Origin of the sequence: Nonomuraea sp. PA05 (assembly GCF_008086045.1) — a bacterium.
Taxonomy (GTDB): Bacteria; Actinomycetota; Actinomycetes; order Streptosporangiales; family Streptosporangiaceae; genus Nonomuraea; species Nonomuraea monospora.
In genome coordinates, this window is sequence record NZ_VSEY01000009.1 from 164,874 (window position 1) to 186,726 (window position 21,853).

The 21,853-nt window shown below is 71.8% G+C and carries 19 protein-coding genes; 10 read left to right on the forward strand and 9 right to left on the reverse strand.

From position 1 onward, the window contains the following. Window positions 1–11: 11 nt before the first annotated feature. From FXF51_RS16515 to FXF51_RS16525, 3 genes are read left to right on the forward strand one after another with little or no spacing between them, the layout of a single operon-like run. The gene (locus tag FXF51_RS16515) at window positions 12–881 is read left to right on the forward strand and encodes an extradiol ring-cleavage dioxygenase (RefSeq protein ID WP_148435341.1); all 870 of its coding nucleotides are present in this window, start codon (window positions 12–14) and stop codon (window positions 879–881) included. Continuing rightward, window positions 878–1,237, forward strand: a complete 360-nt coding sequence (locus tag FXF51_RS16520) for a hypothetical protein (protein WP_148435342.1) — start codon at window positions 878–880, stop codon at window positions 1,235–1,237. The genes FXF51_RS16515 and FXF51_RS16520 overlap by 4 nt, the downstream gene beginning before the upstream one ends. Then, the gene (locus FXF51_RS16525; protein WP_148435343.1) at window positions 1,237–2,403 is read left to right on the forward strand and encodes a zinc-binding dehydrogenase; all 1,167 of its coding nucleotides are present in this window, start codon (window positions 1,237–1,239) and stop codon (window positions 2,401–2,403) included. The genes FXF51_RS16520 and FXF51_RS16525 overlap by 1 nt, the downstream gene beginning before the upstream one ends. Window positions 2,404–2,525: 122 nt before the next feature. On the opposite strand, the gene FXF51_RS16530 is transcribed toward FXF51_RS16525, so the two are convergent. Continuing rightward, window positions 2,526–3,467 (reverse strand): RNA polymerase sigma-70 factor, encoded by a 942-nt coding sequence (locus tag FXF51_RS16530; protein ID WP_148435344.1) that lies wholly within the window; start codon window positions 3,465–3,467, stop codon window positions 2,526–2,528. Window positions 3,468–3,641: 174 nt separating this feature from the next. Here FXF51_RS16530 and FXF51_RS16535 point away from each other — a divergent pair, with 174 nt between their 5' ends. Next, on the forward strand, window positions 3,642–4,481 hold the full coding sequence (locus FXF51_RS16535) for an SDR family NAD(P)-dependent oxidoreductase (RefSeq protein ID WP_148435345.1): 840 nt from the start codon (window positions 3,642–3,644) through the stop codon (window positions 4,479–4,481). Here FXF51_RS16535 and FXF51_RS16540 read toward each other — a convergent pair. Further along, window positions 4,474–5,118 carry an aspartate/glutamate racemase family protein gene (locus FXF51_RS16540; RefSeq protein WP_148435346.1) on the reverse strand — a complete coding sequence of 215 codons (645 nt, stop codon included), beginning with the start codon at window positions 5,116–5,118 and terminating at the stop codon, window positions 4,474–4,476. The two genes, FXF51_RS16535 and FXF51_RS16540, sit on opposite strands and share 8 nt — an antisense overlap. Beyond that, window positions 5,115–6,104, reverse strand: a complete 990-nt coding sequence (locus FXF51_RS16545) for a hypothetical protein (protein ID WP_148435347.1) — start codon at window positions 6,102–6,104, stop codon at window positions 5,115–5,117. Before FXF51_RS16545 ends, FXF51_RS16540 begins: the two co-directional genes overlap by 4 nt. Before the next feature lie 173 nt (window positions 6,105–6,277). Between FXF51_RS16545 and FXF51_RS16550 the strand changes: the two genes are divergently transcribed. Both FXF51_RS16550 and FXF51_RS16555 read left to right on the forward strand, forming a co-directional pair. Further along, complete coding sequence (locus FXF51_RS16550; RefSeq protein ID WP_148435348.1) at window positions 6,278–7,039, forward strand: DeoR/GlpR family DNA-binding transcription regulator; 762 nt, start codon at window positions 6,278–6,280, stop codon at window positions 7,037–7,039. Between the two features lie 166 nt (window positions 7,040–7,205). Next, the gene (locus FXF51_RS16555; protein ID WP_148435349.1) at window positions 7,206–9,518 is read left to right on the forward strand and encodes a rhamnogalacturonan lyase; all 2,313 of its coding nucleotides are present in this window, start codon (window positions 7,206–7,208) and stop codon (window positions 9,516–9,518) included. A gap of 130 nt (window positions 9,519–9,648) precedes the next feature. On the opposite strand, the gene FXF51_RS16560 is transcribed toward FXF51_RS16555, so the two are convergent. Beyond that, window positions 9,649–10,599, reverse strand: a complete 951-nt coding sequence (locus FXF51_RS16560) for a phosphotransferase (RefSeq protein ID WP_148435350.1) — start codon at window positions 10,597–10,599, stop codon at window positions 9,649–9,651. Window positions 10,600–10,687: 88 nt separating this feature from the next. Beyond that, window positions 10,688–11,254, reverse strand: coding sequence for a hypothetical protein (locus tag FXF51_RS63460; protein ID WP_148435351.1), 567 nt, complete (start codon window positions 11,252–11,254; stop codon window positions 10,688–10,690). A gap of 564 nt (window positions 11,255–11,818) precedes the next feature. Between FXF51_RS63460 and FXF51_RS16570 the strand changes: the two genes are divergently transcribed. After that, window positions 11,819–12,709, forward strand: coding sequence for a phosphotransferase enzyme family protein (locus tag FXF51_RS16570; RefSeq protein ID WP_187414407.1), 891 nt, complete (start codon window positions 11,819–11,821; stop codon window positions 12,707–12,709). Window positions 12,710–12,788: 79 nt separating this feature from the next. Here FXF51_RS16570 and FXF51_RS16575 read toward each other — a convergent pair whose 3' ends face one another. Further along, the gene (locus FXF51_RS16575; protein WP_262379572.1) at window positions 12,789–13,817 is read right to left on the reverse strand and encodes a LacI family DNA-binding transcriptional regulator; all 1,029 of its coding nucleotides are present in this window, start codon (window positions 13,815–13,817) and stop codon (window positions 12,789–12,791) included. 207 nt (window positions 13,818–14,024) lie between these two features. Between FXF51_RS16575 and FXF51_RS16580 the strand changes: the two genes are divergently transcribed. Together FXF51_RS16580 and FXF51_RS16585 are read left to right on the forward strand one after the other, a co-directional pair. Continuing rightward, window positions 14,025–16,331: a beta-glucosidase family protein gene (locus FXF51_RS16580; protein ID WP_222871313.1), complete on the forward strand. Its 2,307-nt coding sequence runs from the start codon at window positions 14,025–14,027 to the stop codon at window positions 16,329–16,331. 22 nt (window positions 16,332–16,353) lie between these two features. Further along, window positions 16,354–18,363, forward strand: coding sequence for a beta-galactosidase (locus FXF51_RS16585; protein WP_148435354.1), 2,010 nt, complete (start codon window positions 16,354–16,356; stop codon window positions 18,361–18,363). 30 nt (window positions 18,364–18,393) lie between these two features. On the opposite strand, the gene FXF51_RS16590 is transcribed toward FXF51_RS16585, so the two are convergent. Both FXF51_RS16590 and add read right to left on the reverse strand, forming a co-directional pair. Continuing rightward, window positions 18,394–19,041: a phosphotransferase family protein gene (locus FXF51_RS16590; protein ID WP_148435355.1), complete on the reverse strand. Its 648-nt coding sequence runs from the start codon at window positions 19,039–19,041 to the stop codon at window positions 18,394–18,396. Next, window positions 19,016–19,996: an adenosine deaminase gene (gene add, locus FXF51_RS16595; RefSeq protein WP_148435356.1), complete on the reverse strand. Its 981-nt coding sequence runs from the start codon at window positions 19,994–19,996 to the stop codon at window positions 19,016–19,018. The genes FXF51_RS16590 and add overlap by 26 nt, the downstream gene beginning before the upstream one ends. 91 nt (window positions 19,997–20,087) lie before the next feature. Between add and FXF51_RS16600 the strand changes: the two genes are divergently transcribed. Continuing rightward, window positions 20,088–20,831 (forward strand): alpha/beta fold hydrolase, encoded by a 744-nt coding sequence (locus FXF51_RS16600; protein WP_148435357.1) that lies wholly within the window; start codon window positions 20,088–20,090, stop codon window positions 20,829–20,831. A gap of 77 nt (window positions 20,832–20,908) precedes the next feature. Here the strand turns inward: FXF51_RS16600 and FXF51_RS16605 are convergent, their stop codons facing one another. Beyond that, entirely contained in the window at window positions 20,909–21,676 is a 768-nt protein-coding gene (locus FXF51_RS16605; RefSeq protein WP_148435358.1) for a class I SAM-dependent methyltransferase, read from the reverse strand. Window positions 21,677–21,853: the final 177 nt, after the last annotated feature.

Below are 21,853 nucleotides of genomic sequence, written 5' to 3' on the forward strand. Positions count from 1 at the left end.
TGGAGGTCCGCATGGCTGAGGTCGTCGCCGTCATCGCGTCCACGCACCACCCGTTCTACTACCGCGCCAGCACCGCCACCGGCGAGGACCGCCCGCCCTTCGCCGACGAGTGGGTGCGCAAGGTGATGGCGTTCCGGGAGACGCTCACCAACGCCAGGCCGGACGTGCTGGTGATGGTCGGCTCCGACCACTTCCACCAGCTCTGGCTGGACAACATGCCGCAGTTCCTGGTCGGCAAGGCGCCCTTCTACGACGCGAACTTCTACAACGAGGAACGCGAGTTCGGCCTCCCGCGCCTCGTGTGCCGGGGGCAGGAGGACCTGTCGGCCTACATCCTGCGCGAGGGCCTGGACGCGGGCTTCGACCTGGCCTTCTCCAACGAGCTGCGGATCGACCACTCGATCACCTGCCCGATCATCACCCTGCGCCCGCAGAACGACCTGCCGATCGTGCCCGTCTACACCAACATCTTCGCCCCTCCCCTGCCGCAGCCGAAACGGTTCGTGCAGCTCGGGCGGACCATCAGGGAGCTGGTGGAGTCGTGGCCGTCCGACCAGCGGGTCGCGATCATCGGCACCGGGCATCTGTCGCTGGAGCTCGGCGGGCCCCGCCAGTTCGGGCCGCACGGCCCCGACCCCGAGTTCGACCGCAAGGCCGTGGAGTGGATCTCCTCCGGTGACCTCGAGGGCTGCCTGTCCGAGGTCACCCTCGACAGCCTGCACCAGCCGGGCAACGCCACCCACGGGTTCATGGACTTCATGCTCATGATGGGCGTGGCGGGCGAGGGTAGGAAAGCCGACTACGTCGACACCTACGACCTGTTCCACACCATGGAGGCGTACTTCACCTGGTATCCCGCGAACGGAGGCGGCCGGACGTGAGCAAGTACCTGCTGAACAAGTTCCTGTTCACCGTCGATCGGGACCCCGAGCTGGTGGAGCGGTACCGCGCCGACCCGCGCGGCACCGTCGAGTGGTGGGAGGACACCTACGCCAACCGGATCCTGGGGTGTCACGCGGGCGAGTCGTCCACGTGGCTGGGCTTCGACGAGGCCGAGCGGGAGGCGCTGGCCGGGCATGACTATCCGCGGTTGTTCGAGATGGGCGCGCATCCGTTCCTGACGTTGACGTTGTTCATCGCGATGTTCGAGAGGGATCATCCGCCGATGGGGTTCCAGACGGAGTATGCGCGGCGGGTGGCGCACGTGCGGCTCCCGTATCCGGACATCGCGACCTGATGAACGACCGCCCCGCCCACCAGCCTCCCGCCCAGCCCTCCCGCCGGCCTCCTGCGCAGCCTCCCGGCCCGCCTCCTGTGCAGCCTGCCGCCCAGATCACCGCCTGCGGGCAGCCGCCCGTCGTGACCGGCCGCCGCTCCCCCGTGCCCGGCGCAGGGCAGGAGCTGGTGCGGGTCCTCGCCGCCCCGATCACGCCGCTGGACCTGCTGTGCGCGAGCGGGACGTCGTACTTCGGCACGCCCGCGCTGCCGTACGTGCCCGGGGTGCAGGGCGTGGGGTCGGTGGGCGGGCGGCTCGTGTGGTTCCCGACGCCCGCGGGGATGGCGGCGGGCGACGGGAGCATGGCCGGGCTCGCGGTGGTGCGGGGCGAGGACCTGGTGGATCTGCCCGCCGACAGCGACCCGTTCGCCATGGCGGCGCTGGGGTTGTCGGCGGTGGCGGCGTACATGGCGCTGACGTGGCGCGGGGAGCTGGCTCGCGGCGAGCAGGTGGTGGTGCTGGGCGGGGGTGGCGTCGTGGGGCAGGCCGCCATCCAGCTCGCCCGGTTGGCGGGGGCGCGGCGGGTGGTGGCGGCGGCACGCTCGGCGGACGGGATCCAGCGCGCCCGGTCGGCGGGCGCGGACGCGGTGATCCCACTGCGGCCCGTGGCCGCGACCAGCACGGCGACCGGGGCCGTCGACTCGCGGTCGGACGCGCGTGCGCACGCCGACGATCCACGACCGGACGCGGAGGCCGTCGCCGACGATCCACGACCGGACGCGCAGGTCGTCGCCCGCAAGGTGGACGACCTCGCGCGCCGGCTCGCCGCCGCCTGTGACGGGCCGGCGGACCTGGTGCTCGACCCCCTCTACGGCATCCCCGCCGCCGCGGCGGCACGCACCCTGCGCGAGGGCGGACGCCTGGTCAACCTCGGCGGCTCGGCGTCGGAGACCTGCCCGCTCGACTCCGCCACCCTGCGCAGCCGCTCACTGCGCGTCCTCGGCTACACCAACAACGAGCTCACCCGGGAGCAGCGGGCGGCGGCCATCACGTACCTCGCCCAGCAGTCGGCAGCCGGGCGCCTGCGCGTGGCGCACGAGGTGGTGCCGCTGGCGGAGGCGGCGGACGCATGGCAGCGCCAAGCCTCCGGCGCCACCAGCGGCCGGATCGTCCTGCACACCGGCTGACCAGCCGCACCGTCCCACACCACCGGCCGACCAGCCGCACCATCCCACACCGCCGGCCGACCAGCCGCACCGTCCCGCAGCGCCGAGAGTGACCGGACGGCACAACCCTTTCCGGAGACGGGTCAGTTGAGGGTGAGCGGGATCTCGGAGGCGATCCGGGTGAGCTTGTACGGGTTCCGGACGTAGTAGAGACCGGCGATGCGACCATCCTCGACGCTGGCCGCGATGACCCCGTCGATCTCGCCGTTCACCCGCAGCACGAGCGCGGGCCCGCCGTTGACCAGGGTCGGCTCGCCGGTGAGCGTGACCTGCGCCTTGCCGAGGCCGCCGACGATGAAGCGGGCCACCTTGCCGGCCCCGGCGATCGGCCGCGGCGCGGCCTGCTTGACGCCGCCGCCGTCGCTGATCAGCACGACCTCGGGGGCGAGCACGTCCAGCAGCCCTTGCAGGTCGCCGGTCTCGAACGCGCGCTGGAACGAGTGCAGCGCCGCCCTGACCACGTCCGGCGCGACGGCCTCGCGCGGGCGGCGGGCATCGACGTGCCGGCGGGCGCGGTGCGCGATCTGCCGTACGGCCGCCGGGCTCTTGCGCACCGCGGCGGCGATCTCGTCGTACCCGACGTCGAACACCTCGCGCAGCACGAACACGGCCCGTTCGGTCGGCGCCAGCGTCTCCAGCACCAGCATCAGCGCCATCGACACGCTCTCGGCCAGTTCGGCGTCCTCTGCCACGTCCGGCGCGGTGAGCAGCGGCTCGGGCAGCCACGGGCCGATGTACTCCTCCCTGCGGCGCTTCACCGAGCGCAGCCGGTCCAGCGCGCGCCTGGTCGCGATGCGGACCAGGTAGGCGCGGCGGTCGTGCACCTGCTCCAGGTCGACCTTCATCCACTTCAGCCAGGTCTCCTGGAGGACGTCCTCGGCGTCGGCGGCCGAGCCGAGCATCTCGTAGGCGACGGTGAACAGCAGGTTGCGGTGGGCGACGAACGTCTCGGTGGCCGAGTCGGCCGAGCCGCCGCCGGCGGGTGGCTGCCCTGTGGCCGCCGTCGGCTCGCTGTGCTCGTTCATGACCGGCTCCTGTCCGTTCGCTGACCTGTGCTGCTGCTCACGAGACGCCGCCCGGCCCGGCGGTGTGACACCCGGATCGAGTGGCACACGTCACATCTGTCCGATGTCACAGGGGCCGGTGTCGCCGACGTCTCGTGGTCGTCAGGACACCGTAGAAGAAACGGAAGCAGCATCATGAGCAAGGTCTGGTTCATCACCGGTTCGTCGCGCGGCCTGGGCCGTCACTTCGTGCGGGCCGCCCTGGAGCGCGGTGACAAGGTGGCCGCGACGGCCAGGGACACCGCGAGCCTGGACGACCTGGTGGCCGCCCACGGCGACGCGGTGCTGCCGCTCGCGATGGACGTGACCGACAGGGCCGCCGTCCTCGCCGCCGTCCAGCGGGCCAAGGAGCACTTCGGCCGGCTGGACGTCGTCGTCAACAACGCCGGTTACGCCCAGATCGGCGCGGTCGAGGAGCTGACCGAGCAGGACCTGCGCGACCAGATGGAGACGAACCTGTTCGGCGCCGTGTGGGTGGTCCAGGCCGTGCTGCCGCACCTGCGGGAGCAGGGGTCGGGGCACATCATCCAGCTCTCGTCGGCGGCCGGGCTCATCGCGCTGCCGCTCGGCGGCGCCTACCACGCCTCCAAGTGGGCGCTGGAGGGCTTGAACGAGGCGCTCGCCGGTGAGGTCGCCGGCTTCGGGGTCAAGGTGACCATCGTGGAGCCGGGCGGGTTCGCCACCCGGGACGGCAAGAACCCCGACCCGCTCGCCAACGGGCACCTGGCCAAGCCCGACCCGGCCTACGACGGCCTGCGGCAGCGCCTCGGCGCGGTCGCCGGCAAGCAGCCCGCCGGTGATCCGGCCGCCGCCGCCCAGGCGCTGCTCAAGCTGGCCGACACCGAGAACCCGCCGCTGCGGGTGCTGTTCGGGCAGGGCTTCTACCCGATGATCCAGCAGGCGTACGCCGAGCGGCTCAAGACGTGGGACGACTGGCAGGGCCTGTCGGCCGAGGCTCAAGGCGACCTCACCTGAGGTCGCGGAGCTGGGCGACGCCCGAGCGCGGCGACGACAGCACCGGGACGCCGCCGCCCGCCTCCCCCACGATCCGCGCCATGGACGCCTGGGCCAGCACCACCACGTCCACCTTCCCCGCCAGCTCCCGGAAACCGTCGAGGACCAGCGCGTCGTGGCGGGCGGCGTCGCCGGCCCGCAACGCCTCGAACGCCCCCTCGCACAGCCGGGGCACCACCTCCCGCTCCACCTCGCGCCGCGCCGCCGCCCGCTGGACCGCGCGCGTGGTGGGGCCGAGGGTGGTGGCGAGCGTGGCCAGCACCCCGATCCTGGCGCCTTCCCGTACGGACTGATCGGCCATCGGCTCGTCGATCCGCAGGACCGGCAGCCCGGCGAAGGGGCGCGCCCGCTCGGCCGCCTCGCCGATGGACGAGCAGGTCACCAGCAGCGCGCCCGCGCCGGACTCCTCGGCGTAGGCCGCGTACGCCACCACCCTGCGCAGCACGTGCGGCGGCGGGCCGCCGGCGGCGATGCTGTCCTGGAGCAGGCTCTCGTCCACGAAGTGCAGGATCCGGGCGTCCGGGCGCACCTCGGCGGCCAGTTCGGCGAGGGGGGCGGCGAGCACGGGCACGGTGTGCAGCATCGCGATCGTGGTCATCGGGTGGTCCAGGGGCGGGCGTGCTCGTCCACGATCTCCGCCAGCTCGCGCAGGCGCGGCACGGAACGGGAGCGCAATTCGGCGGCCACGTTCTCGCAGCCCACCACGTCGCTCCAGATCGCCCGCCCGGCCAGCATGCCCGACGCCCCGGCCCGGCAGGCGGCCCGCACGGCGGCGGGGAAGTCGTCCCTCGCCACTCCCTGCGAGAGCACCACCCACGGGACGGGGATCACCTCGTCGAGCCGCTCGCACTCCTCCACCAGGCGTTCCTCCAGCGCCGCGCCGCCCAGCGGCACCTGCGCCTTGTACAGGCTCGGCCGCAGCCCGGCCAGTTCCTCGGCCGCCTCCCGGATCGCGGCGGGCCCGTCGAACGCGGCCGGCTCGGCGACGCCTCCGAACCCACCGGCGGCCGGCTTCGCGACCCCTCCGAACCCACCGGCGGGTGACTTCGCGACGCCCGCGAACGCACCGGCGGGCGGTTTGGCGACGCCTTCGAGGACGGACAGCAGCCCGGCGTCCGCGCAACGCCGGACGAACTCGGCGGCGATCTCCAGCCGCCGCCCCCTGCGCTCGTCGTCACGCCAGATGAGCAGCAACTTGGCCGCCACGGCCCCGGCCGCGCGGGCGGCGGCCAGATCGACCCGCTCGTCGATCCCGGTGTCCTCCACCGGCCCGTCGGGCTCCTGCTCCAGGCTGTCCACGGCGACGATCAGCCCGCCGGGCACCATCCGCCGCGCGGCCACCTGTCCGAACCCGTAGTCCTGGTCGATGAGGAACCCGGACGCGTACGGCCCCACCTCCCGCGCCACCGCCAGCTTGAACGAGGTCAGCCGCTCGTCCCCGGCCCGCTCGCCGAGGGCCGCCGCGAACATCTGCCTGAGACTCTCCCGCTGATCCATCGCCACCATCGCGAACCCGCCGGACGGGCGGGCCAGCAGGTCGAGCGTCGGCGCCGGTGTGGTGGCAGGGGTGTGCTGGGCGGTCATGGGTGCTCCTGTCGTCGCCTCCGGCGAGGGCGGCCGCGCAGCCGCCCCGCTCGTCGAAGAAGCCCGCCTTGACGTGGGTGGTTCCCACGTCGATCCCGGCGGTCAGGGTCATGTTGTCACCATAAGTCCATAGTTTGGCGCGAATACGCCAACCTTTGCGCCATACTCTCCATATGAGCAGCGAAGGCACCCTCCGCTACACCTCGGCCCCGCACCGCCGCGAGGCGATCTTGCGGCGCGTCGAGCTGGACGGGTACGTCGCCGCCGCCGACCTGGTCACCGACCTCCGCGTCTCCCCCAACACCGTCCGCCGCGACCTGCGCAGGCTGGCCGAGGACGGCCTGATCAGGGCCGTGCGCGGCGGCGCCACGGCGGCGGACGCGAGCGCCCCGCCCTTCGCCGACCGTTCCGTCCAGGCCGCCGGCGCCAAGCGGGCGATCGCGGCGGCGGCCGTCCGGCACGTCCAGCCGGGCACGACCGTGGCGCTCGACTCGGGCACCACGACGCTGGAGATCGCCAAGCTGCTGCCCGCCGACGCCGGCCTCACGGTGATCACCCATTCGCTGCCCGCGATCGCCGTCCTGGCTCCCCGCCCGGACATCACGCTCATCGGCATCGGCGGCCTGTACGGCCGGGACACCCGCTCCTTCGGCGGCCCCGAGACGCTGGCGGCGCTGGAGCAGCTGAGCGTGCGCACGCTGTTCCTGGCCGCCACCGCCCTCGACGGCTCCGGCGTGTACGGGGCGACGCCGTACGAGGCCGAGACCAAGCGCCGTCTCATCTCCGTCGCGCGCCGCACGATCGTGGTGGGCGACGCGCGCAAGTTCGGGTTGAGCGCGCCCATCCGGGTGTGCGGGTGGGACGCGGCCGAGCGGCTGGTGACCGACGGCGTCCCGGCCGGCTTCACGGGCGTCAGGGTGGAACTCGCCTCGTAGGACGCCTGGGACCTCCGCAGGTCCCCCGGCAGGCGGCTTCCGGAACGTCGGCGGGCGGCAGCCGCATGCCAGGAGATCCGCAGGAAACGGGTCCTTGACAAACCTCACAACCGGCCAATACTCTCCAGCCAAAATTTAATCGATTCAAAAAGCGGAGCTCGTCACCATGAGACCCCCCAGCAGCATCCGCCGCGCGTTAGCCTCAGGGCTGGCGGCCCTGCTCTGCCTGCCGCTCACCGCACTGCCCGCGTCCGCCGACACCACGGGCAACCGCCACGACGGCATCAGGCTGGAGCACCTCGACCGCGGCCTGGTAGCGGCCTCCACCAGCGAAGGCGTCTTCCTGAGCTGGCGCCTGCTCGGCGAGGAGGTGACCGGCTCCGGCGCCACCGGCATGACCGGCGCCGACTTCCGCGTCTACCGCGACGGCCGGCCCATCGCCACGGTGACCGACAGCACCAACTACCGCGACCCCGCGGGCACGGCCACGTCCGAGTACCGGGTCGCCCCGATCGCGAAGGGCCGCGAGGGCCGTCGCAGCGCTGCGGCGAAGCCGTGGCTTAAAACGTTTTACGACCTTCCGCTGAAGAAGCCCGCCGACGGGGTGACCCCGATGGGCGAGGCGTACACGTACGCGGCCAACGACCTGAGCGTCGGCGACGTGGACGGCGACGGCCAGTACGAGTACGTCGTCAAGTGGGACCCGTCGAACTCCAAGGACGTCTCGCAGCGCGGCTACACCGGCAACACGTACCTGGACACATACGAGCTGGACGGCACCCTGCGCTGGCGCCTGGACCTGGGCGTGAACATCCGCTCCGGCGCCCACTACACGCAGTTCCTGGTCTACGACTTCGACGGCGACGGCCGCTCGGAGACGATGCTCAAGACCGCCCCCGGCACGAAGATCATTCGCTACGGGCGGGACGGGCAGGTGGTGTCCGAGCGCTACATCACGATGCCGCGCGAGGACGTCAAGGCCGGATACGCCAACACCGACGACTACCGCAAGAGCGCCGCGGACTATTTCGACCACGTCGTTGAGATGTTCGCGAACTGGCACGAGCACCCGGAGGTCGTCGCCGGGCACTGGCCGGCCACGCTCGAAGAGGCGTTCGGCATCGCGAAGAAGTACGCCTACCCGCTCTCCCACGACGACGCCGTGGAGCTGGCGAACTACTTCGTCGACGTCTACGCGCCGAGCCGCAGCGGCAACAACCGGCTGCGGGAGTTCAACGGGTTCGTGCTGACCGGGCCCGAGTACCTGACCGTCTTCGACGGCGCCAGCGGACGCGAGCTGCAGACCGTCCACTACAAGCCGGGACGCGGCGACGACGGCCTGCTCTGGGGCGACTACGCGATGGCCAGGGTCGAGCCGGGCAACCGGGTGGACCGCTTCCTGTCGTCCGTGGCCTACCTCGACGGCAAGCGCCCCTCAGCGATCTTCGCGCGCGGCTACTACACCCGTACCACGCTGGTCGCCTACGACTGGAACGGCAAGCGGCTCAAGGAACGCTGGTACGTCGACAGCGGCCACGCCCCCATGACGAACCCGTTCAACTCGGGACCGCACGGCGTGGACGGCACCGACCCCGAGTACGCCAAGATCACCACTCAGGGCTTCCACTCGATGAGCGTCGCCGACGTGGACGGCGACGGCAAGCAGGAGGTCGTGTACGGGTCCGCCACCATCGACGACGACGGCGACCTGCTCTACTCGTCCTTTGCGCAGGCCCCTCCGGAAAGCGCATTCCCGGGACAGAACATCCGGCTCGGCCACGGTGACGCCATGCACGTCGGCGACTTCGACCCCGACCGGCCCGGCCTGGAGATCTGGACGGTGCACGAGGGCGGCCGATCCGCCCCGTACGGCTGGGCGCTCCGCGACGCGGCCACCGGCCAGGTCATCCACGGCGGCTACAGCGGCGTGGACACCGGCCGCGGGATGGTCGGCGACATCGACCCCGCCGTCCGCGGCGTCGAGTCGTGGTCGTCCATGCCACCCGACCAGGCCGTCCAGGCGGGGCTGTGGTCGGCGCGCGGCGAGTACCTGGGCCGCGGCGCGCCCGGCACGAACATGAGCATCCGCTGGGCCGCCGACATGACCACCCAGCTCGTCAACGGCACCGCCACCACCGTCCTGCAGACGCCGACCATCGACGACTACAGGCGCGGGACGCTGCTGACCGCCGAGGGCACGCTGACCAACAACTGGACCAAGGGCAACCCGGGGCTGGTGGCCGACGTGTTCGGTGACTGGCGGGAGGAGCTGCTGGTGCGCACCGCCGACAGCTCGGCGATCAGGATGTATGTGAGCACCGAGCTGACGGACCGCAAGCTCTACACGCTGATGCACGACCCGCAGTACCGGGTGGAGGTCGCCAGGCAGCAGACCGCCTACAACCAGCCCGCGTACCCGAGCTTCTACCTCGGCTCGGACATCGACTGGTCGAAGGTTCCCGTGCCGAACCTGAAGTGACCCGTCAGGAAGGCCGGCCTTCGGGCCGGCCTTTCCATGACTCCCAGGCCCAGCCCGCGGCGGCCCCCGCGTCTCGATGTGCTCGGCCAGCGAGCGGCCGTCGATCAGCGACCCGCCGCGCCCCCTTCGCTCAGCCGCCCAGCCCGCCCGCGAACGGCGTCGTCCGCCAGTGCTCGATGGCCGGTTCCAGGTACTCCAGCAACACCGGCAACTCCGGCACCAGCGCGAGGACGGAGACGGCCCGCAACATCCCCACGGTGTCCACGAACGCCATGACGTCCTCGTTCAACGGCCGCATGCCGTTGCGCCGCGCGCCACGGTCGTAGGCGGACGCGCAGGCGGGCCCGAGCGCGGCCAGATCCCACTCGACGGGCCCCAGCGTGACCAGCTCGAAGTCCGAGTAAAGATTCCCGCCCACCCCGTGGAAGATGTTGGCGGGCGGGGAGTCGCCGTGGACGGGCTGGAGGCCGATCCCCGGGAACGCGTTCTCGAACGCGGCCCGCGACCGTACGAGAGGCTCCAGCACCTGCCACTCCCGGCGCGCCCGGTGCAGATCGGCGGGGTCGATGAGGTCAGGGCGCTCGTCGAGGTAGGCGAGGCTGTCGGTGACGAAGTGCGGCTCGGCCGCGGACAGGAACTCCAGCTCTCTCGGGTACGCGCGCATGGCCGCGTGCAGGTCGGCGACGCTCTCCGCGTTCGCCTCGTAGTCGGGCTCCTTGCCCTGATCCTCCTCGACGTACTGCCAGAACGTCATCGAGAAGCCGTCGCGCCGCACGGGTTCCCGTGGCACGAGGGGGCTGGGCGGGATCACTGGAACGCCCTGTTCCGCCAGCCACTGGGTCACGTCCAGTTCCGCCCGCTGGCGGCGTCCGAGGAAGTCGAGGTCCGCCTGGCGGGGCAGGACGGTGGGCACCCGGACCACGACCGGGGCGGGCGCCAGGTGCACGACGACGGAGAACAGGTCGTGCAGCACCCTGGCGCCGGTCACGGTCAGCCCGAGCTCGCGGCCCGCCGCGACGGCGGCGTCGAGCGCGGCGGAGGTACGGCGGGCCAGGTGCTGCGGCGTCAAGGCGTCGGTCATCCTCTGATCGTTTCATGTCTCGGCGCGCCCCCGGACACACGACGAGGGCGCCCCCCGTACGGGAGGCGCCCTCGTCGAAAGCGTGAGATCAGTGGCCGGCGTTCTTGACCGACACCTGCTGCGTCATGGTGGCGTCCTTCTCGGCCCAGGCACCGGTGGAGAAGGCCACGGGGTAGCTCTTCTTGCCGACGCCGTCGCCCCACTTGGTCACAACGTAGTCGATCTTGATGTGGCCCTCGCCCTCGACGCCGTCCACACCCAGGGTGTCCGGGTTGAACGTGCCGCCGGTCAGCTCGGCGAAGGTCTTGGCGTCCAGGTCGAGCATGACGCCGCGGTTGGAGGGGTCGCCGGGGCCGCGGTCGCCGACGAAGAAGGGCAGCTTCTTGCCCTTGTAGACGACGTAGCCCTCGGTCATGAGAGGCCAGGAGGGGCTGGCGACGAGGCCCTTCTGCATGGGCTTGCCGGCAGCCGGGAGGCCGGTGTCACCGGCGCGGCCGGAGGCGTCGTCCCAGAAGTAGGAGGCCGTGGTCGAGCCCTTGAGCAGGCCCCTCTGGTCGGTGTTGCCAGAGTCGGCGTGCGCCGCGGTCGAGCCAATCGTCAGCGCCGTGGCAGCGGACGCGGCGAGCATGGCAATGGCACGCAGGCGAGCAGACATACTGAATTCAGGTCCTTTGTTAGGGGACGGGAACGTTGCGCTCGCAAACGGACGTAGCCGGGCAGCACGCCGTACAGTCGCTACGTGGAGCGCAGGAGATCCAAGATGACGGATCAGAGGTTCCGGGAGGCCCCGGCCTTCCTGATGGAGGTAAGGCGCAGGTCACTCGCCGGCAACACTGTCTAAGTTACCCCCCGAATCGGACAAAGGCAAACGAAACCCCATGAAACGGGCAATGATCTACCTTCGGTGGTAAAGCTCCCCATTGCACGTCCTTCCGTAGCACGCGCAGAACCCCTGCGGCCACGGGGACGACGACCATCCGGCCAGGATCTCCCCATCGGGCCGAGCCGGCTCACGAGACTCCACACCATGGGACCGGCCAGGTAGATCACTATTGCCGCGGGGACCGGCAACCGGGTGCACATCGCCGTGAAGGTGCGGGACGCGGGGCTGCGCTGACAGGCCCACGCCGATGCGGATCGGCGCCATCATGCTTACGCCCCGCCCCCACTTGGGCACATGGAGTGCATGGCCTCTGCCCCTCCGCCGACGGGAACCATCATGCGTCACGACCGGCTGCTGCGCGCGCTGGCCGCCTGGAGCGTGCCCCTCGACCGCGCCGAGCCGCTCCCCGGCGGCTGGAACTCGCTGACCTGGCTCGTCACCTCCACAACCGGTGAGCGGTACGTCGCCAAGCTGGCCGACACGGAGGGCGCCTCCGCGTTCCGCAGCGGCCTGAGGGTGGCCACGCGCGTCCAGGCGGGCGGCCTGACCAGCGGCGCTCCCGTCCCGCTACCCGGTGGCGAGCTGGTCACGACGCTGGACGAGGGGGTGCTGGCGCTCCTGGAGTACGTTCCAGGCCGCGCCCCGGACATCGCCTCGTCCCCGGATCTGCGGAGGATGGGCGCGCTTCTGGCCAGGGCGCATCGCGTGCTCGGCGACGGCGCGGAGGATCTCGGCGAGGAGCACCGGTGGCCGTGGCCGTGGGTGAGCGGGTGTCTGCGGGAGCTGAACATGCCGGAGCACGTGCGGCGGGCGGCGGGGCGGGTGATGGAGGAGGCGCGGGAGGCCGCGCCGCTGTTGCGCGTCGGCGTCGTGCACGGCGATCCCGGTCCCGGCAGTTTCCGGTTGAGTGAGCATTCGCCCGGGCGGGACGGGCTGATCGACTGGGGGGCGGTTCTTCAGGCGCCCGTCCTGTACGACGTGGCGTGCGCGGCCGTGCTGACCCGCGACACCCCGCAGGCGCTGCGGCATTTTCTCGACGGTTACCGCACGGTGGATCCGTCCGTGGCCCGGGATCTGGACCATCTGGATCTGTTCGTGCGGGTGCGGTGGATGGCGAACGCGATCTACTTCGCCGACCGGATCGCGCGCGGGGTGCGCAGGGGGCCCGGTGGGCCGGCCGCCAATGAGGAGGGGCTGGCGGAGGCGTACGCGGGCATGCGGGCTTGAGCGCGGCTCAGGACGCACGCCGCCTCCCGGCCGCCCGCCCGCCTCAGGACGCACGCCGCCTCCCGGCCGCCCGCCCGCCTCAGGACGCGCGCGCCGCCTTCTGACCGTGCGGCGCCGTGCTCCGCCGCACGATGAGCGTGGTGGCCAGCTCGATCCGGGTCCCGGACGGCCCCTTGGGGTGCGTCAGCTCCTCATACACGAGCCGCACAGCCTCGTTGGCCATGTCGTCGAGCGGCTGCCGGACCGTGGTGAGCGGCGGCGACAACGTCTCGCAGAGCAACGAGTCGTCGAACCCGACGACGGACAGATCATCGGGCACCCGCAGCCCCCGCTCGGTGGCCGCCTGATAGACCCCGGCAGCCTGAAGGTCGTTCCCCGCGAAGACGGCGGTGGGCGGGTCGTCGCGGTCGAGCAGCTCACCCCCGTAGGCCTTGCCGCTGCCGACGAGAAAGTCGCCGTAACGGGTGAGCGCCGGGTCGGAGTCGATGCCGAACGTGCGGTGCGCCGCCAGGTAGCCCTCGTACCGGTCGAGGGTGCACTGCGTGTCGAGGGGCCCGCCGATGAAGGCGATCCTGGTGTGGCCGAGCTCCAGCAGGTGGGTGGTGGCCATGACGCCGCCGAGCCAGTTGGTGGCGCCGACGGTGGACAGGCGGGGGTCGCGCTGGCCGACCGGGTCGAGCAGGACGAGCGGTACGTGCAGCAGCTCCTCCAGGGCGGCGATCTCGCGCTGGTCGGCCCGGGAGAGCACCAGGACGATGCCGTCGGTGTTGCGCTTGCGCACCATCCCGATCCAGCGCCGCAGGTCGAAGTCGGAGCGTGCGGAGGAGGTGACGACGAGGGAGAAGCCCCAGCGGGCCGCCGCCTTCTCGGCGCCGCTGATGAGCACCTGGGCCCAGGGGGAGCCGAGCCCGTCGATGAGCAGGTCGACGACGCCGACGCGGGGCGCGGTGGGCGGACGCGGGGCCTCGTAGCCGGAGGTTCTGACCGCTTGAAGAACTTTGTCCCTGGTGGCGGCTGAGACGTGTTTCTTGCCGCTCAGAACCTTGGACACCGTCGGCACCGAGACTCCGGCGGCCGCCGCGACGTCGGCCAGCGTGGCTCGAGGCACAGGACCTCCCGTGTGTGAAACTTTCGGAAAACCACCTGAAACTAGGCAACGCTTTCACCAGGCAAATTGGTGAGCAACCGCCATTTGATACGCGCTGTTGACAGGGCTGCGAGCAGGACCCTACCGTAACTGATCGGCAATGTCACGGTAATCTTTCGGAAAGTACAACAGAAACTTTCCGAGCCGGAAATGCATGAACGAGGGTGTATGCCAGCACGTGTTGAGCAGCCCGAACTCGCCGGACGCCGATCGCGGCGGGTCGAGGAGCTGCTGGCGGAGATGTCGCTCGACGAGAAGCTCGCGCAGCTCGTGGGCGTGTGGCTGAACGTCAATCGCGAGGAGGGCGTGGTCGCGCCGCTGCAGGACTCGATGCAGGGCGAGGACGTGCAGTTCGAGGCGTTCGCCAAGGACGGCGTCGGCCAGATCACCCGCCACTTCGGCACCAGGCCCGTCGATCCGGAGTGGGCCCGCACGGCGCTGGCCGGGCGGCAGCGCTGGCTGCGGGAGAACACGCGGCTGGGCATCCCCGCCCTCGCGCACGAGGAGTGCCTGACGGGGCTGGCGGCGTGGCGGGCCACGACGTATCCGGTGCCGCCGGCGTGGGGCGCCTCGTTCGATCCCGCCCTGGTGGAGGAGATGGGACGCAGGATCGGGGAGAGCATGCGCTCGCTCGGCGTGCACCAGGGCCTGGCGCCCGTCCTCGACGTGATCCGCGACCAGCGGTGGGGCCGGGTCGAGGAGTGCGTGTCCGAGGACCCGTACGAGGTCGCCACGATCTGCGCCGCCTACGTGCGCGGCGTGCAGTCCACGGGCGTGATCGCCACGCTGAAGCACTTCGTCGGCTACTCCAACTCCCGCGCGGGCCGCAACCTCGCCCCCGTGCACGCGGGCCCGCGCGAGGTGGCCGACACGCTGCTGTTCCCGTTCGAGGTCGCGGTACGCGACGCGGGAGCGGGCTCGGTGATGAACTCCTACGCCGAGATCGACGGCGTCCCGATCGCCGCCGACAGCCACTACCTGACCGAGGTCCTGCGTGACCGGTGGGGATTCGAGGGCACGGTCGTCGCCGACTACTTCGCGGTGGCGTTCCTGCACACCCTGCACGCGGTCGCCGAGGACGCCGGCGACGCCGCCGTCCAGGCGCTGACCGCGGGCATCGACGTGGAGCTGCCGACCGGCGTGACCTACCTGGAGCCGCTGCGCGAGGCGGTCGCCGACGGCCGGATCGAGGAGTCGCTGATCGACCGGGCGCTGCGCCGCGTGCTGCGGCAGAAGGCGGAGCTCGGGCTGCTGGACGACGACTACGACCCCGAGCCGTCCGGCCCCGTGGACCTCGACGACCCCGCCTCCCGGGACCTGGCGCGGCGGCTGGCCGAGGAGTCGGTCATCCTGCTCACCAACGACGGCGTGCTGCCCCTCGCGGGTGACCGGAGTGTCGCGGTCGTCGGGCCGAACGCCGACGACGTGGCCGCGCTGTTCGGCTGCTACTCCTTCGTCCAGCACGTGCTGCCGCACTTCCCCGGCGTCGAGACCGGCATCGCCGCCCCCACCCTGCTGGACGCGCTGCGCGCGGAGCTGCCCGGCGCGCGGATCAGCACGGCCAAGGGCACCGGCGTGGACGACGGCGACCGCGCGGGCATCCCCGCCGCCGCCCGCCTTGCCGCGGAGTCCGACGTGGCGATCCTGGTGCTGGGCGACCGTTCCGGGCTGTTCGGGCGGGGCACCTCGGGCGAGGGCTGCGACGCCGAGAGCCTCGACCTGCCGGGCGCGCAGCGGGAGCTGGCCGAGGCGGTGCTGGCCACCGGCACGCCGACCGTGGTGGTGCTGATGACAGGCCGCGCGTACGCCGTACCGTCGATCGTCGGGAAGGCGGCGGCGGTCGTGCAGGCGTACTTCCCCGGCGAGGAGGGCGCGGGCGCGATCGCCCGCGTGCTCAGCGGCGCCGTGAACCCGTCAGGACGGCTGCCGATGAGCATGCCGCGCGGCACCGCCGGCCAGCCCTACAGCTACCTGCACCCCAAGCTCGGCGGAGCCGGCTCGGTCAGCAACCTCGACCCCGCCCCCGTCCTGCCGTTCGGCCACGGCCTGAGCTACACCCGCTTCGAGTACGCCGGCCTCACCGCCGAGGCCGAGGTCGCCGCCGGGGCGCCGATCCGGTGCTCGGTGGTGGTGCGCAACGCCGGTGACCGGGCCGGCGCGGAGGTCGTCCAGGTGTACGCCGCCGACAGGATCGCGTCGGTCACCCGCCCGCTCGCCCAGCTCGTCGGGTACGCCCGCGTCGAGCTGGAGCCCGGCCGCGCCGCGAAGGTCACCTTCGACGTGCCCGCCAGGCTGCTGTCGTTCACCGGCAGGGACGGGCGGCGCGTGGTCGAGCCCGGCGAGGTGGGCCTGTCCGTGCGCCGCTCGGTCGCGGACGTGGTGGGCGAGCGGACGGTCACGCTGACCGGCCCCGTGTACGCGTTCAAGGGCTCCGAGCGCCGCCTGACGGGCGTCTCGATTGAAGATCACAACTAACGGGAGCAGTGACATGTCGCGGATGGAGAATTTCCGGCGCCGGGTGGGCGGTCTCGCGTTCGGCGGTGACTACAACCCCGAACAGTGGGACCCCGGGGTGTGGCGCGAGGACGTCCGCCTGATGCGCGAGGCCGGTGTGAACGCCGTCAGCCTGGGCGTGTTCGCGTGGGCCTCGCTGGAGCCCGAGCCGGGCACGTACGAGTTCGGCTGGATGGACGAGATCATGGATCTCCTCCACGAGAACGGCATCAGCGTCAACCTTGCCACCCCCACGGCCGCACCGCCCGTCTGGCTGACGCACCTGCACCCCGAGGTGTTCCCGATCAGGGAGGACGGCCACCCGTTCGGCTTCGGCAACCGCATGCAGTACGACCCGTCGTCGCCGATCTACCGCGAGTACGCGGCGCGGATCACCACGAAGCTCGCAGAACGCTACTCCTTCCACCCGGCGCTGGCGATGTGGCACATCAGCAACGAGTACGGCCCCACCTCCTACGGCCCGGCCGCCGCCGCGAACTTCCGCACCTGGCTCAAGCGCAGGTACGGCACCCTCGACCGGCTGAACGAGGCGTGGACGACCCGCTTCTGGGGCCAGGTCTACACCGACTGGGAGCAGGTGGACGTCCCGCACATCCCCCGCACCTGGATGAACCCGACACGCCGGCTCGACTTCAAGCGCTTCACCTCCGACGCGCTGCTGGAGTGCTACGTCGCCGAACGGGACATCGTGCGCTCCTTCCGCGACGACATCCCGGTCATGACCAACTTCATGCGCTTCTTCCGCCACGCCGACTACTGGAAGTGGGCGCCCGAGGAGGACGCCGCCGCGCTCGACATCTACCCCAACCCGGCCGACGCCGACTCCCACGTGTCGGCGGCGTTCAACTACGACCTGTTCCGCTCGCTCAAGGGCGGCCAGCCGTGGATGCTGATGGAGCAGTCGAGCAGCGCGGTCAGCCAGTGGCAGCTCAACATCGTCAAGGAGCCGGGGCGGATGCGGCTCGGCTCGCTGCAGGCGCTCTCGCGGGCGGCCGACTCGGTGATGTTCTTCCAGTGGCGGGCCAGCCGTGGGGGCCAGGAGCGCTTCCACTCGGCGATGCTGCCCCACTCCGGGCCCGACTCCCGCACGTTCAGGGAGATCACCGACCTGGGGCGGGAGGTCAAGCAGCTCGCGCCCGTCGCCGGCACGACCTCGCGCGCCGACATCGCGATCGTGTTCGACTGGGACGGCTGGTGGGGGCTGGAGGAGGTCTTCGGGCTGCCGCGCTCCGACTTCAGCTACACCGACACCGTCATGCGGCACTACACGCCGCTGTGGGAGCGGCACCACGCCGTGGACGTGGTCGGCCACGCCTCGCCGCTCGACGGGTACAAGGTGCTGATCGTGCCGAACGCGTACCTGATCGACGACGAGGCGGTCGCCCGCATCCACGAGTTCGCCGCGAACGGCGGCACCGTGATCATGTCGTTCTTCACCGGCGTCGTGGACGCCGACAACCGCGTCCGGCCGAACGGCTACCCCGGCGCGTTCCGCGAGCTGATCGGCGCCAAGATCGACGAGTACTGGCCGGCGCGGCCGCACGAGGAGTTCGGCGTGACGTTCGCCGACGGGCGGCGCGCCACGGCCACCTGGTGGCGCGACGACCTGCACCTGGAGACGGGCAAGGCGCTGGCCACGTACGCGGACGGGCTGCTGGAGGGCCGGGCCGCCGTCGTCGAGAACCGCTACGGCGCCGGGCGCGTCGTCTACTTCGCGACCCTGCTGGAGCAGGACGCCTTCGACGCCACGGTGGCGCAGGTCGTCGAGGAGGCGGGCGTGCGCTCGCGCTTCGAGGGCGTGCCCGCGCACGTGGAGTGCACGGTGCGCGGCGACGCGGCGCACGAGTACGTGTTCCTGCTCAACCACAGCGCCGAGGCGGGCGCGTCCGTCCCCGTGGGAGGGACGGGGACGGACCTGCTCACCGGGCAGCGGGTGGCGGGCGAGGTCAGGCTGGCGCCGCTGGGCGCCGCGGTCGTCCAGCTCGCCCGCTGACACCGCGGTTCACGCAAGCCGGGACAGGCTTCAAGGCAGCCGGGACAGGATGAACTCCTCGTAGCCGTCGGGCACGCGCGTGCCGCTGGACAGCATCCAGTGGACGCGGCCCGCGCCGGTGAGGGCGAGCGTCGCGCGGTACCCCAGCTCGACGTCCGCCCTCGCGAACCGGTCCGTGCCCGCCAGATAGGCGTCCAGCGGGTCGGTGAACGTGCTGAGCGCCAGCGCGGCCAGGTCGGCGCCGACCGGGCCGGCGCTCAGCGTGGCCCAGTCGAGCAGGACGGTGGCGCCGGCGGGGGTGGCGAGGATGTTGCCCGCGGAGAAGTCGCCGTGGGACAGGACCGTCGGGAGGCCTGCCAGGCGGGCCAGCAGGGCGTCCTTCCGGCGCCACAGCCGTTCGATGCGGGGGTCGGCGTCCACCGGGGTCCAGGTCGTGGCGCGCAGGCGTTGGAGGCAGCGGGGGGTTGTCAGGTGCGGGCCCCTGGGAAGCAGGCCGGAGGTGTAAGCGAGGGGCTCGCGGCGCCAGTACGCCCAGTGGCGGCGCCGGAGCTGCCGTGGATCGGCTCGGCGCGGCAGGTGAGAAGCTCGGCTCCCGTGCTGCCTTGCTGGAGAGCCGCGAGCACCTGCGGAGGCAGCAGGCGGGGAAGGCTGCTCACGGGCTCGTCCCCGGCGCACCACGGAGTGCCGCCGGGGTCGCGAGCCATGCGTCCACCTCGGCCCTGAGCCCCGCCTTCACCCCTTCCGGCGCGAACGACGCGTCGATCGACGCCCTGGCGAGCCCGGCCAGCTCCACGTCCCCGAAACCGAGAACCTCCCGCACCCGCAGGTACTCATCAGCCAGCGCCGTCTCCCCATCGGTGTTCAGGGTCACGACCAGCCCCGCGTCCCGCAGCCGTGGCAGCGGATGCTCAGCCAGCGAAGGCACCAGCCCCAGCAGCACGTTCGAGGAGGGACACACCTCCAGCGCCAGCCCGCGCTCCCGCACCTCCTCCACCAGCGCCGCGTCGTCGAGCACCCGGATGCCGTGCCCGAGCCGCTCGGTGTGCCCCACCTCGATCGCCTCCCGGATGCTCCCGGCCCCCGCCGCCTCCCCCGCGTGGTGCACCAGGTGCAGCCCGGCGTCCCTGGCCGCGTCGCACACCTTCGCGAACGGCGCCAGCGGGTGGCTCTCGTCCCCCGCCAGGCCGATGCCGATCACCCGCTCGTGCCGCAGCGCCAGCTCGTACGTCCGCCACATCCGCTCCACCGGCCGCCGCCTGGAGTGGTCGAGCAGCACCCGGCACTCGATCCCGTACCTGGCCTGCCCCTCGGCGAGCCCGTCGAGCACCGCCTCCAGCGGCATGTCCGGATCCCCGACGCGCTCCCCGTGCGAGGCGGCCGTGAACGTGACCTCGACGTACCGGGTGCCCTGGGCGGCCTCGTCGGCGCAGAACTCCACCGCGACCCGCCGGAAACGGTCGGCGGTGATCAGCAGCTCGCGCACCTTGGCCCGCTGGTCGGCGAACTCCCTGAAGGTGGTGAAGCCTCCCTCTGGCTCGGGCGGGCCGCCCCATTCGCGCACGGTGCGCGGGCGTACGGTGCTTTCCAGGTGAACGTGCAGGTGGGCCTTGGGCAACGACCGAACGTCTCTCACGTGCGTCCACCCTATGGGCCGTCCGAATCGCCCGCAGCCCAATATCGGGACGTACGGTCGCAGACGGGGCCCTTCGTGGAGGGAGCGCATCATGACAGTCGTTCTGGTTCACGGTGTGCCGGAGACGTCGGCCGTCTGGGATCCGCTGCGCGCGGTCCTGCGGCGGCAGGACGTACGCGCGCTGCGGCTGCCCGGCTTCGGCTGCCCGCGGCCCGGCGGCTTCGGCGCGACCAAGGAGGAGTACGTGGCCTGGCTGGCCGCCGAGCTGGAGTCGATGGGCGACGACGAGATCGACCTCGTCGGCCACGATTGGGGCGGCGGCCTGGTGGTCCGGCTGGTCAGCATCCAGCCCGAGCTCGTCCGCTCCTGGGTCACCGACGCCCCGGGCCTCGGCCATCCCGGCTTCCGCTGGCACGACCTGGCGCGGGTGTGGCAGACGCCGGAGGCCGGGGAGCAGTTCTTCGAACAGGCCGTGGCCATGCCGGTGGAGGCGCGGGCCGAGGCGTTCGCGGGGATGGGGGTGCCGCGGGAGCACGCGCTGGCGATGGTGCGCGATATGGACACGGTGATGGGCGGGTGCATCCTGGACCTCTACCGGTCGGCGACGCGGGTGGCCGAGGAGTGGTCGCCGGCGTTCACCGGCATTCCCGTGCCGGGGCTGGCGCTGGTGCCGTCGGAGGATCTGTACCTGGCGGCTGACGTGGCGCGGGCGAGCGCGGCCAGGGCGGGGGCGGCGGTGGCCGAGCTGCCGGGAGTGGGGCATTGGTGGATGTTGCAGGATCCGGCGGCGGGGGCGGCGAGGCTGGAGTCGTTCTGGGCAGAGGTGGGCAAGTAGGCGCGGGCCAGGCGGCCACCTTCGAACGGCGTCGGCGCCACAGGCCGGGCACCCGGCCCTCGCCACCCTCGCAACGGCTAGGCGGCCGGCCGCCTGGTGAGGCGGAGCTTGGACTGCTTGTGCGGCGACCGCTCCCAGTCCTCCATGAACTCCGCGTCGAACCCGTACGTCCCGGCCAGCGCGACCAGCGTCTCGGTGCGGTAGTAGAAGTCCTCCCGCAGCACCTGGTGCTCCGTGCCCTCGGTCCGGTCGAAGGTGAAGTCGAACCACCCGCCGGGCTTCATGACCCTGCCCACGTGGGCGAAGCACTCCTCGATCACGTCGAGCGGGGAGTGCGAGAAGACGCTGTGGGCGTGCACGACATCGAAGTGCTCGTCGGGCAGGAACGCCAGGCGCAGGTCGCGCACGGGGGTGAGGTAGGGCAGTTTGTCCGCCAGGTCGTGCTGGACGATCGTCTGCTGGGCGGCCATGAGGATGTCGGGCGAGATGTCGATGCCGTAGTAGTTGCCGGTGTGCAGGTAGCCGATGAACAGGTGGCCGGCCCGCAGGTTGCCGCAGCCGATCTCCAGCATCCGGCATTCGGGCTTGAGGCCGTGCTCCACCAGGTAGTCGAACTGCATGCGGCCCAGCGCCAGCCACCGCTTGTGGTTGTGCGAGCCGACGGCGCCCTCGGGGTCGCGGGCCGTGTCGGACCTCATGACGGCGCGGTAGTAGCCGATGTGGTCGCGCGTGCGCAGCCTGAACCACGTGTCGCGGGCCAGGCGCCGCAGGTGGGGGATGATCTTGTGTGGGTTCTTGATGGCGTACGTCGCTTGGTGGACGACGCTCGATCGGGAGCGGTTCACGTTTCGGAATCTAAGACAGGGGGGCGGGCTGCCATAGGGCCGTCGCGACACTCTTGATGGTCCGTTGGCGCAGCCTTTCTCTCGCAGGCGCGCCTCACACCGAGCCCACCCGGAGGCGCGCCACCCCAGACCGGCGTCCGGAGGCGCGCCGCCTCAGGTTCCCGTGCCCAGCTCAGG

Bases quoted from the DNA above. Each gene is read 5' to 3' on its own strand.
- FXF51_RS16570 (WP_187414407.1), top strand. From the start codon at position 11,819: ATGCGTCACGACCGGCTGCTGCGCGCGCTGGCCGCCTGGAGCGTGCCC.
- FXF51_RS16585 (WP_148435354.1), top strand. From the start codon at position 16,354: ATGGAGAATTTCCGGCGCCGGGTGGGCGGTCTCGCGTTCGGCGGTGAC.
- FXF51_RS16555 (WP_148435349.1), top strand. From the start codon at position 7,206: ATGAGACCCCCCAGCAGCATCCGCCGCGCGTTAGCCTCAGGGCTGGCG.
- FXF51_RS16600 (WP_148435357.1), top strand. From the start codon at position 20,088: ATGACAGTCGTTCTGGTTCACGGTGTGCCGGAGACGTCGGCCGTCTGG.
- FXF51_RS16580 (WP_222871313.1), top strand. From the start codon at position 14,025: ATGCCAGCACGTGTTGAGCAGCCCGAACTCGCCGGACGCCGATCGCGG.
- FXF51_RS16550 (WP_148435348.1), top strand. From the start codon at position 6,278: ATGAGCAGCGAAGGCACCCTCCGCTACACCTCGGCCCCGCACCGCCGC.
- FXF51_RS16515 (WP_148435341.1), top strand. From the start codon at position 12: ATGGCTGAGGTCGTCGCCGTCATCGCGTCCACGCACCACCCGTTCTAC.
- FXF51_RS16525 (WP_148435343.1), top strand. From the start codon at position 1,237: ATGAACGACCGCCCCGCCCACCAGCCTCCCGCCCAGCCCTCCCGCCGG.
- FXF51_RS63460 (WP_148435351.1), bottom strand. From the start codon at position 11,254: ATGTCTGCTCGCCTGCGTGCCATTGCCATGCTCGCCGCGTCCGCTGCC.
- FXF51_RS16560 (WP_148435350.1), bottom strand. From the start codon at position 10,599: ATGACCGACGCCTTGACGCCGCAGCACCTGGCCCGCCGTACCTCCGCC.
- FXF51_RS16540 (WP_148435346.1), bottom strand. From the start codon at position 5,118: ATGACCACGATCGCGATGCTGCACACCGTGCCCGTGCTCGCCGCCCCC.
- FXF51_RS16530 (WP_148435344.1), bottom strand. From the start codon at position 3,467: ATGAACGAGCACAGCGAGCCGACGGCGGCCACAGGGCAGCCACCCGCC.
- FXF51_RS16535 (WP_148435345.1), top strand. From the start codon at position 3,642: ATGAGCAAGGTCTGGTTCATCACCGGTTCGTCGCGCGGCCTGGGCCGT.
- FXF51_RS16545 (WP_148435347.1), bottom strand. From the start codon at position 6,104: ATGACCGCCCAGCACACCCCTGCCACCACACCGGCGCCGACGCTCGAC.